General features: G+C 68.5%; 7 protein-coding genes. 2 read left to right on the top strand and 5 right to left on the bottom strand.

The window, feature by feature from the left end:
- Positions 1–649, top strand: a 649-nt coding sequence (locus tag FVW20_RS00775) for an AMIN domain-containing protein (RefSeq protein ID WP_196607877.1), incomplete at its 5' end; no start/stop codon positions are given.
- A 266-nt stretch (positions 650–915) separates the two neighbouring features.
- Here the strand turns inward: FVW20_RS00775 and FVW20_RS00770 are convergent.
- A complete protein-coding gene (locus tag FVW20_RS00770; RefSeq protein ID WP_196607876.1) occupies positions 916–1,113 on the bottom strand; it encodes a heavy-metal-associated domain-containing protein in 198 nt (65 codons plus the stop codon).
- A 211-nt stretch (positions 1,114–1,324) separates the two neighbouring features.
- Here FVW20_RS00770 and FVW20_RS00765 point away from each other — a divergent pair, with 211 nt between their 5' ends.
- Complete coding sequence (locus FVW20_RS00765) at positions 1,325–4,081, top strand: heavy metal translocating P-type ATPase (RefSeq protein ID WP_196607875.1); 2,757 nt, start codon at positions 1,325–1,327, stop codon at positions 4,079–4,081.
- A gap of 217 nt (positions 4,082–4,298) precedes the next feature.
- On the opposite strand, the gene FVW20_RS00760 is transcribed toward FVW20_RS00765, so the two are convergent.
- From FVW20_RS00760 to FVW20_RS00745, 4 genes are all read right to left on the bottom strand, one after another.
- Positions 4,299–4,721, bottom strand: a complete 423-nt coding sequence (locus tag FVW20_RS00760) for a hypothetical protein (RefSeq protein ID WP_007527762.1) — start codon at positions 4,719–4,721, stop codon at positions 4,299–4,301.
- Positions 4,722–5,152: 431 nt separating this feature from the next.
- On the bottom strand, positions 5,153–6,646 hold the full coding sequence (locus FVW20_RS00755) for a UTP--glucose-1-phosphate uridylyltransferase (protein WP_231038748.1): 1,494 nt from the start codon (positions 6,644–6,646) through the stop codon (positions 5,153–5,155).
- A 291-nt stretch (positions 6,647–6,937) separates the two neighbouring features.
- Complete coding sequence (locus FVW20_RS00750; protein WP_196607874.1) at positions 6,938–8,812, bottom strand: UbiD family decarboxylase; 1,875 nt, start codon at positions 8,810–8,812, stop codon at positions 6,938–6,940.
- Between the two features lie 431 nt (positions 8,813–9,243).
- Positions 9,244–9,626 (bottom strand): winged helix-turn-helix domain-containing protein (locus FVW20_RS00745; RefSeq protein WP_196607873.1); only part of this gene is annotated, 383 nt, incomplete at its 5' end.

The following is a 9,626-nucleotide window of genomic DNA, read 5'->3' as shown; positions in this document are numbered from 1 at the left end:
GGCAGGCATGGTTTCTCCCGGAGAGGGGGAGCCCGCCGCCACCTCGCCCGGGGCGTCCGCGTCCGCCGAACCGCGCACCGCGCTGGGCCGCATGGCCTCCAAATCCGGCGCCGACCTTGCCGCCCCGCTGGAAAGCAAGAAGAAGGAACCGGTCAAGGGGACTAACAAGGGGACTGACAAGGGCACCGACAAGGGTACGGACAAGGTCGCTTCGGCCAAGCAGGCAGAGAAGGCTGCCCCGGCCCCCGCCAAGGCAGAAAAGACGGCAAAGGCCGCCCCAGCCGCAGCCCAGCCAGCCCCGGCCAAGGCCGCAGCCGCCCCTGCGTCGCCGCGGGCAGCCACGGGTGACCATGCCATCACTTCGGCCACCATCAAGTTCTCGGGCAGCACGGCCATCCTGCACCTGCAAGGCGATGCGCCCATCCAGTACAAGTACATCGTGCTGCCCAACCCGGATCGGCTGGCCCTGGACCTGGTCGGCTCGTGGTCGGTTTCCGCGCCCGCGGTGCCGTCCAACCGGGTCATCGAAAAGGTGCGCGTGGGCCGCTACGGCGAGAACACCCGCATCGTGCTGGACCTGAAGGCCGCGCCCACCAAGCATGAGGTGGTCAAGAGCGGGGATAAGGGCATAGAGGTCCGCGTCCAATAGGACGCTGTCGCCAAATCGCCTTTTTCCCGCTGGCGGACCGGGCCGAAGGGGGCGAAGCGTGTCCGTCAGGTTCGCTTCGCTCACCCAACGGCCAAGGCTCCGGTCGAATACGCCAAAAGCGCGCTGCGGTCCTTCAGGAAACCTGATCTGGACGTAGTGCTTGCTTGCCGAAATCATTCACAAACAAAAAAAGCGGGATGGCATGCGCCGTCCCGCTTTTTGTCATGTCCGCCGCCCGCAAGGGCGCGGCGCACGTCCTTGCGGCGTTATTCCACGTCGAACCCGGCCTTGCGGATGGCTGTCTTCACGGCGTCCACGTCCACCGGGGCCGATTCGGTCCATGTGGCCTCGCCCTTCTCCAGGCTGACATCCACGTCCTTGACGCCGGAAACCCCGGCAACGGCCTTGGTCACGGACATCTTGCAGTGATTGCACGACATCCCCTTCACGGTAACGCTGGGCATGGCTGGCTCCTTGGCTTGCGGGTCACGAATGTTGCGCATGCCCTTGCCTTGCGGCGGGCACGGGATTACTTGAATGAGAACGCCTTTCAACAACATAGGCTCCGGGGTGCGGTTTGGCAACAGGCCGCCGGGTCCGGGGCCGTCGTTTCGGTCGGCGCCGGGACAGCACACCCCTTGTCTGCTGCCGCTGTCGTTGACCGCAGGAGCCCCCATGACCACGCCCGACGAACTGCCCGGTGTTCCGCAACAGCCCGCCACTGTCTCCGGCGCCTCTCCCGTCCCGGAAGGGGACGCCGCCTCCGCCCTGCTCCGGCCCGACCTGTCCCGGCCCGACCTGTCGCGGCAGATCCTGCCGGTGCGCGGCATGACCTGCGCAGTGTGCGCGGGCCGCATAGAGCGCATGGTGGGGCAGATGGACGGGGTGTCGCGCATCAGCGTGAACCTGGCCACCGAGACCATGGACGTGGCCTGGAACCCCGCTGCCCTGCATCTGGAGGACATTGCCGAACGGGTGAAGGACCTTGGTTTCGAGGCCGTGCTGCCCGATCCCGCATCCACCGCCGAACCTGACGACGGCCTGCTGCGCTACGCCGTGCGCGGCATGCATTGCGCGGCCTGCTCCGCGCGCATCGAGCGCGCCGTGGGCCAGATGGAAGGAGTGGCCGCCGTCACGGTCAGCCTGGCCACGGAAACGGCCCAGGTCATGCCCGCTCCCGGCCTTGGCCCGGATGCAGCGGAGACCCTGGCCGCCGCCATTCCCGCGCGCATCGCGGACCTTGGCTTTTCGGCGGAGCGCATCCTGCCCAGGCAGGATGCCGGCACCGCGTTATGGGAATCCCAACGCGAGGAAGCTGCCGCACGTCTGGCCCTCATGCGCGGCAAACTGGCGCGCGAATTCGCCTTCACCATTCCGTTGCTGGTGCTGTCCATGGGCCACATGGCGGGCCTGCCCCTGCCCGCCTGGCTCGACCCGCACCACGCACCGCTGGCCTTTGCACTGGCGCAACTGCTGCTGACGCTGCCGGTGATGTGGTTCGGGCGCGATTTCTACCGTATCGGCTTCGGCAATCTGGCGCGCCGCGCCCCCAACATGGATTCGCTGGTGGCCGTGGGCACGGGCGCGGCCTTTGCCTACAGCCTTTGGAACACCGTGGAGATCGGCCTTGGGGTGGAAGTGGCCCGGCGGGTCATGGACCTGTACTACGAGTCGGCGGCGGTGCTCATCGCGCTGGTGTCGCTGGGCAAGTACTTCGAGCTGCGGTCGCGCGCCCGCACGTCAGAGGCCATCAAGGCCCTGATGGAGCTTGCGCCGGACACCGCCCTGCGCATGGAAGGCGGCGAGGCGCGCGAGGTGCCCGTGGCCTCCGTACGGACCGGTGACCGGTTGCTGGTGCGGCCCGGCGCGCGCATCGCCGTGGACGGAGTGGTGGAAGAGGGCGCCAGCAGCGTGGACGAGGCCATGCTGACCGGCGAAAGCCTGCCCGTGACCAAGAACCCCGGCGACCCGGTGGCGGGCGGCACCATCAACAGGCACGGCTCGTTCGTCATGCGTGCGGAAAGGGTGGGCGCGGACACCGTGCTGGCCAGGATCATCCGGCTGGTGCAGGACGCCCAGGGGTCCAAGGCGCCCATCGCCAACCTGGCCGACCGGGTGAGCCTGTGGTTCGTCCCGGCGGTGATGGCGCTGGCGGTGCTGTCCGGCGTGGCGTGGTATGTCGCCGGTGCGGAATTCACGTTTGCGCTGCGCATCTTCGTGGCGGTGATGGTCATTGCCTGCCCGTGCGCCATGGGACTTGCCACGCCCACGTCCATCATGGTGGGCACCGGGCGCGGCGCGCAACTGGGCGTGCTGATCAAGAGCGGCGAGGCGCTGGAACATGCCGGGCGGCTTACCGCGCTGGTGTTCGACAAGACCGGCACGCTCACCGTGGGCAGCCCGCGCCTTACGGACGTGGTTCCCATTTCCGGCAGCGGTGAAGGTGTGGCGGCGGCCCCCGGCAGTTCGCCTTTTGACGAACCTGCGCTGGTGCGCCTTGCCGCCTCGCTGGAAGCCCTGTCCGAACACCCCCTGGCAGAGGCCGTGGCCGCCGGAGCCACGGAGCGCGGCCTTGCCCCGTGGCCGGTACAGGACTTTCTGGCCGTGCCCGGCAAGGGCGTGCGCGGCAGTGTGGCGACCGATGATGGTGCGCAGCGTGCCGTCGCCATCGGCAACGCGGCCTTCATGGCGGCGGAGAGCGTGACCGGGCACGATGCACCTCACGTCACAGCCCGCGCCGATGCGCTGGCCGAACAGGGGCGCACCCCGTTGTACATGGCCGTTGATGGTCGCATGTCCGCCCTGTTGGGCGTGGCAGACCCGCTGAAGCCGGAAGCCCCGGCGGTGGTGCGCCGCCTGAGGGGCATGGGCGTGCGCGTGGTGATGCTGACCGGCGACAACCGCCGTACCGCCCTGGCCGTGGCCCGGCAGGCGGGCATCGACGACGTGCGGGCCGAAGTGCTGCCGGATCAGAAGGAACAGGCTGTCAGCGCGCTGCAGGCCGAGGGATACGTGGTGGGCATGGTGGGCGACGGCATCAACGATGCACCGGCCCTGGCCCGCGCCCACGTGGGCATCGCCATGGGCACCGGCATCGACGTGGCGGTGGAGGCGGGCGACATCGTGCTGCTGCGCGGTGGGCTGGACGGGGTGCTCACGGCCCTTGCCCTCAGCCGGGCCACGGTGCGCAACATCCGCCAGAACCTGTTCTGGGCCTTCGGCTACAACGTGCTGGGCATTCCCGTGGCGGCGGGGCTGTTGCACGCCTTTGGCGGGCCCACGCTGTCGCCCATGATAGCGGGCGCGGCCATGGCCCTTTCGTCGGTTTCCGTGGTCAGCAATGCGTTGCGGCTGCGCTTTTTCACGACGGATAACGGGCCGGAAGGCTGGGCGGCGACCGGGCCCGAGGGCGAACCGGGGAAGAACGCATAGCCGACATGCCGTGGGCGAAACGCAAGGGGCGCCGGATCATGATGATCCGGCGCCCCTTGCCGTTCCCTCCCGGGGTCCGATTGCCCGGTTGGCCGATTGCCCCATGCCCGGCTCGGATGCTTCCGTGTCGTGGTGCTCCATGCCGGGCACCCCGATCATTCCGCAGGCAAACCCACGACATGGGTGCGCACTGACGGCGGAACGAACCCGCAACGGCTCAGTATTCCTTGATATATTCGTCCAGGCTGTCGGCGGTGCAGTTGCGGCTGACCCAGTAGGCGGCGGCCCAGACCATCAGCGCCGTGGCCTGGGTGTCGTCCAGGCGTTTCAGCTTGGCTTCCAGGCTGGCCTTGCTGGCCCCGTGCTTGGTGTGCACCATGCCCACGTCGCAGGCGTCCATGACCCGCAGCAGCAGGTAGGACAGCCGGGTGTGGTCGGGCAGCAGGCGCAGGTCCTTGTGGGCCTCGATGATGGTCTTCAGTTCCGGCCCGGAAAAGATGCTTTTGATGGAGGAAATGGCGCGGAAGAAGGTGTCCACGGCCCACGGGAGGATGAATTCCGCCCCGGCGCTTTTGGTGCGGAAATAGTCCTTCAGCCAGCGTTCCTGCTCTGAAGATATTCTGGCGGCAACCTGAGGCATGTTCGCCCTCCCTGCTCGGGGTGCGGCTGTCGTCCTGCTGGGGCGGCGACGGCAGTGCGGCACGGTCGTGCGGTATCTGCGTCTCCGTTCCGGCGGGCCGGGCCGCATGGCCTGCATGCGCGCCACACGGGCGCAACGCAATCGCCAAGCATGCCCCCGTGCACACCGGTCTCACGGGGCACGTTAGGGCAGAGCGGGAAAAAGCTCAAGAAAAAATCTAGAAATGGCCGCGCGTGCTTACGCGTCCGGTCATGTGCGGCGGCAGCACGGGGTTGCACGGCGTGGCAAGGCATGGGGCCGGATGGGAGAGAGGAGGGCAGGGAAGGGGCGAGTGCGCTGCAGCGCAAGATTGAATCGCCTGCTGCAGCGCACGGATGCGGGCGCGGCAACGGATGCGGGCGCGGCAACGGAGCAGCTACGCGCGGGCGCGGCTACAGGTTCACGTCGCCTTCCAGCACTGCGCCATGGGGAATGACGGCCTGCATGCACGAGGGATTGCGCACCACCACCCGCCCGCGCGCGGTCACGCTGCCGCCGAACAGCACATCCCCATGCACGGCCAGCGCGCCGCAGTGCAGCAACGATGGCGCCCCGTGCGGAAAGCGGGCCATCAGCCGGTCCCAGGTGCCGTAATGCGCGCCATCCAGTTCCACCAGCACGTTGGGGGTGGTACAGGCGGGGTTGGGGCGCACGCGGCCATCGGGTTCCAGCAGGGTGCGGTCGGACCACAACACCAGAAGGTCGCTGCACTTTTTCACGGGCAGAAAGCGTTCGCGCCGGGTGACGATGGCCCGCGCCCTGGGGAACAGCGAAATGGCCGCGCCCATGGCCGTTTCCACCTGCCAGACCTTTTCCGAATCGGGGTCGCGGGGGTTCACGGTCTTGGGGTTGCGGATCATGGGCAGGCGCAGCAGGCCGTGCTCGTCGATGTGCTGGCGCAGGGCGTGCAGGTCCAGCCAGATGTTGTTGGTGTTGAACAGCCCGTAGCGCGCGATGTCCTGGAAGCGGGCCAGGTCGCCGTCCGGGCACTGGGCCAGTTCGCGCAGTACCAGCCCGCCGTCGCGCGAGCGGGCCAGGTGCCCCCCCTTGCGGTCGGACGCGGTGCGCGGCGCGCATTCCATAAGGAAGGGGATGTCCTCTTCCATGAGGTAGCCGAGAATGGCCGGGTCCAGCGTGGCGCCCAGGTTGTCCGCGTTGGAGATGAGCGCGTAGCGGCGGCCCGATTCCAGCAGCCGCACAAGATGACCGGACAGGGCCAGGGCGGCGTACAGGTCGCCGTGGCCGGGCGGGTTCCATTCCAGGTCCGGGTTGTCCGGGTACTCCACGGGCAGCAGGGTTGCCCGGGACACCTTGGGAAAGCGGTGCTGCAGGAAGGTGCCCGGCCTGCCGGTGTGTTGCAGGCCCAGCACGTCCAGTGCGCGCAGGGTGTCCTGATGGGTGGAGAAGCTGTTCATGAACAGCAGCGGCGAAGGCCCGCCGTGGGTGCGGCGCTGATGCTCGGCCTGGCGCACGATGAGTTCGAGAAAGGTGGCCCCGTCCTTGGCGGGCAGCAGCGACTTGGCATGGGTCATGCCCATGCTGGTGCCAAGGCCGCCGTTCAGCTTGATGCACGCGGCCTCGCGCAGGCGGGCGCGACCGGTGGCGGCGTAGGGAGCCAGGTCGTCCAGCAGCGGCAGATCGTCGCGGCCTACGGGCAGGATGTCCGATTCTGGAATCAGCCCGGTGCTGCCGCAGGCCAGTTCCTCCAGATAGGAGGCGAACAGCGCCACCAGAGGGGAAGGCAGCCCGGCGCGGGCCATCTTGGCGGCAAAGGGCTGCAAAGGAACGGTGCACATGCCGGTGGTCGCGTCCGCATCGGGAATGCGGGCGGGGGCGATGGAAGGGGCGGCTGGCCGGGTCAGCAACTCGGGGCCGGAATGGGGCATGGCAACCTCTGCGAACGGTATGAAACTGTCCCGACGGCGCGCCAGAGAGCGGTGCCGCTGGAATGGGCGTGCAATACTACGCCAAGTGTAGCACAAGTTCAAGAAAAGGACAGCGGAAAAGGGGGTTTGCGCGTGGCAAACCTGTTACGCCGGGATGGCGGAATGCCGTATCGGAAGGCAAAGAGGAATATTTGTAAATGGTTGCTGATAAAGGTGGCGGCGCGGCGAACGTATCGCCGCGCCGCCGGAAGGTGCGCGCCTGGGGGCAGCGGGGGAAGGAAAGGGCGAAGACTACAGGTACCCGTGCAGCGGGCCGCCGGGCGCTGCCAGCGCGTCCACACGGAGCTCCACGTCGGGGTCGGTTTCCAGCGCCGGGGCGTGGAACGACTTCAGCCGTGCGTCGATGACCAGCGGGCCGGTGCAGCCCCAGTGCTTGCAGTGGGTGAACTCGCCCGCGCCGTACATGTCGGTGGCCGGGTCGGACCGGGTGAAGACCACCCACAGGAAGTTTTCCCAGTTGGCGGCGGTAAAGGCCGGGTCGTCCACAACCACGAACAGGGGCAGGCCGTCCAGCCCGTGCGCGTGGGCCAGCCGGGCGGCCAGCGCGTGCATGGCCGGGTCGTGCTCGTCGCGCTTCGCGGTATGCTTGGGTCCGCGCAGCACCACGATGCCCCTGCCGAACAGGCGCGGATCACCGAAGCTGCCGTCAGCAGCGGCAAGGTCGCCATCTTCCGATCGCGAGTCCAGCGGCAGGTCGCCGGGCAGGGTATCGGCCAGTTGCCGCTTGCGCGGGCCCGCCGCCGCCCACACCAGCTTGGAGCCCTGGTTCAGGCTGATGCCGGTGTAGTCCAGGGTGTCGATGGTGGTGCGGGTGACGAAGTGCAGGTCGCGGGTGAAGTCGGTGCGCTCCAGCATGTGCGTGAAGAAGCCGGGGAAGTCGTGCGTGGACATGGAGGGCGCGTCCTCGTGGGCCATGATCAGCACGTACTTGGACAGCGAGGTCTGGGTGGAACCCAAGAGGGCCATGCCGCAGGTGATCAGTTCCTGCGGTTGGCGTTCGCCGGCGTAGGGCACGTAGCGTTCGCTGCCGATGGCCAGCAGCAGCGGGTGCACCCCGGCGGCGTCCACGGCGTGGATTTCGCGCACGCCCGCGAATACCTGCGGCACAAGGGCGGCGGTAAGCTGGTGGATGAAGTCGCCGAACACGGTGTCTTCCTGCGGGGGGCGGCCCACCGTGGTGAACGGCCAGATGGCGTCCGGGCGATGGTGCACCGCGTCCACCCGCAGCACGGGAAAGTCGTGCGCGAGGCTGTAGTAGCCTAGGTGATCGCCGAAGGGGCCTTCCGGCTTCTGGTACGGGGCGATGGCGCCGCTGATGCAGAAGTCGGCCTCGGCCAGAATGGGCAGGCCACCGGGACGACGGATCATGGGAATGCGGAAGCCCGCCATGGCCCCTGCGAACAGGATTTCGGCAAGGCCTTCCGGCAGGGGCATGACGGCGGCCAGGGTCATGGCGGGCGGCCCGCCCACGAAGATGTTCACCTTCAGCGGCTCGCCCCGGCGCAGGGCCTGGGCATGATGGTACCCGATGCCCCGGTGGATCTGGTAGTGCAGGCCCACCTCGCGGTCCTTCTCGTAGTCCGGGCCGTCCAGCTGCACGCGGTACATGCCGATGTTGGACTGCATGGGGCCGGGCGCGTCGGGGCTTTCGGTGTACACCTGCGGCAGGGTGACGTAGCCGCCGCCGTCCATGGGCCACGAGATCAGGCGCGGCAGGTCGCTGATGGAGCAGCGGTGGCGCAGCACAGGCCCGTCGGACACGGATTTCGGCAACATGGACCACAGGGCGCGCGGCACGCCGGTGTAGCGCAGGGGGTGGCGAAAGGCGTCGAAGGGGTCCAGCTTCAGGCGGAAGATGCCTTCCACGGCGCGCAACGTATCGCGAAAGATGAATTTCGTGCGCTCCATGGTGCCGAACAGGTTGGCCAGCATGGGAAAGCGGCAGCCCTTCACCCGCGTGAACAGCATGGCGGGCGCGCCCGCGCGGTAGGCGCGGCGCTGGATGGCGGCGATCTCGAGGTTGGCGTCCACCTCTGCGTCTATGCGCACGAGGTGCTTGTGGCGTTCAAGGTCGGCGGCGCAGGCGAAAAGATTGCGGTAGGTCACGGGTTCCTCGTGCTGACGGCGTGATGGCCATGGTTCGCCCGGGCTGGTTGGCGCAGACCGGTACGTGCAGACTGGTGCGGGCATGTCGCGGGCCCGTGCGGTGGGGGCCTGGGTGACCGGCGGCCACAGGTGACGACCGGCGGCGCGGCGGGGTTCGGGAATGCGACAATGCGACAAGCTTGCCCGCGACGCAAGCCCGGAGTGGGGGCAAGGGGAACGGGTGCCGGATTGGCCGAGTGGATCGGATGGGCCGAGTGGATCGGATGGGCCGAGTGGATCGGATGGGCCGGACGTGGAGGACGAGAAGAGCGTGACGGACGCTGTGGGCGCGAAGGGCGCGGGCAGATGGCTGGAGGCAGGGAAGGACTGTTGCGGCTCCGGGACGCCGTGGCGGTTGCCGCAACCTCGAAGGATCGTGAACGGCGCGGACGTCAGCCCGCTTCCAGCCGGTAGCCCACGCCGCGCACCGTGCACAGGCGGGTGCCGCTGTTGGTGCCGGTAGCGCCAAAGCCCGCCGCGCGTTCCAGGGTGCGCCGCAGGCGCGAGACCAGCACGTCTACTGCATGAGGCGCATGAGGCGCGTGGGAACCATTTTCCGGAATTGGCGCGGCGTAATCCAGGCACCAGTGGGCGATGTCCGCCCGGTGCACCACGCTGCCCGCCCGGCGCAGCAGCAGTTCCAGCAGCAGCCGTTCCTGCGGGTGCAGGGAAAGGGGGCGAAAGTCGCGGGTGGCGCGCCCGCTGACCGGGTCGAACACGATGTCGCCCAGCGCCAGCACCCCGGTGGCCAGCGGCCCTCTGCCGGGCGGTGCGG

Source organism: Nitratidesulfovibrio oxamicus, from assembly GCF_015731765.1.
GTDB classification, from domain to species: domain Bacteria; phylum Desulfobacterota; class Desulfovibrionia; order Desulfovibrionales; family Desulfovibrionaceae; genus Cupidesulfovibrio; species Cupidesulfovibrio oxamicus.
Note: the sequence above shows the minus strand (reverse complement) of the source record. Positions and strands in the feature narration are given on the sequence as shown.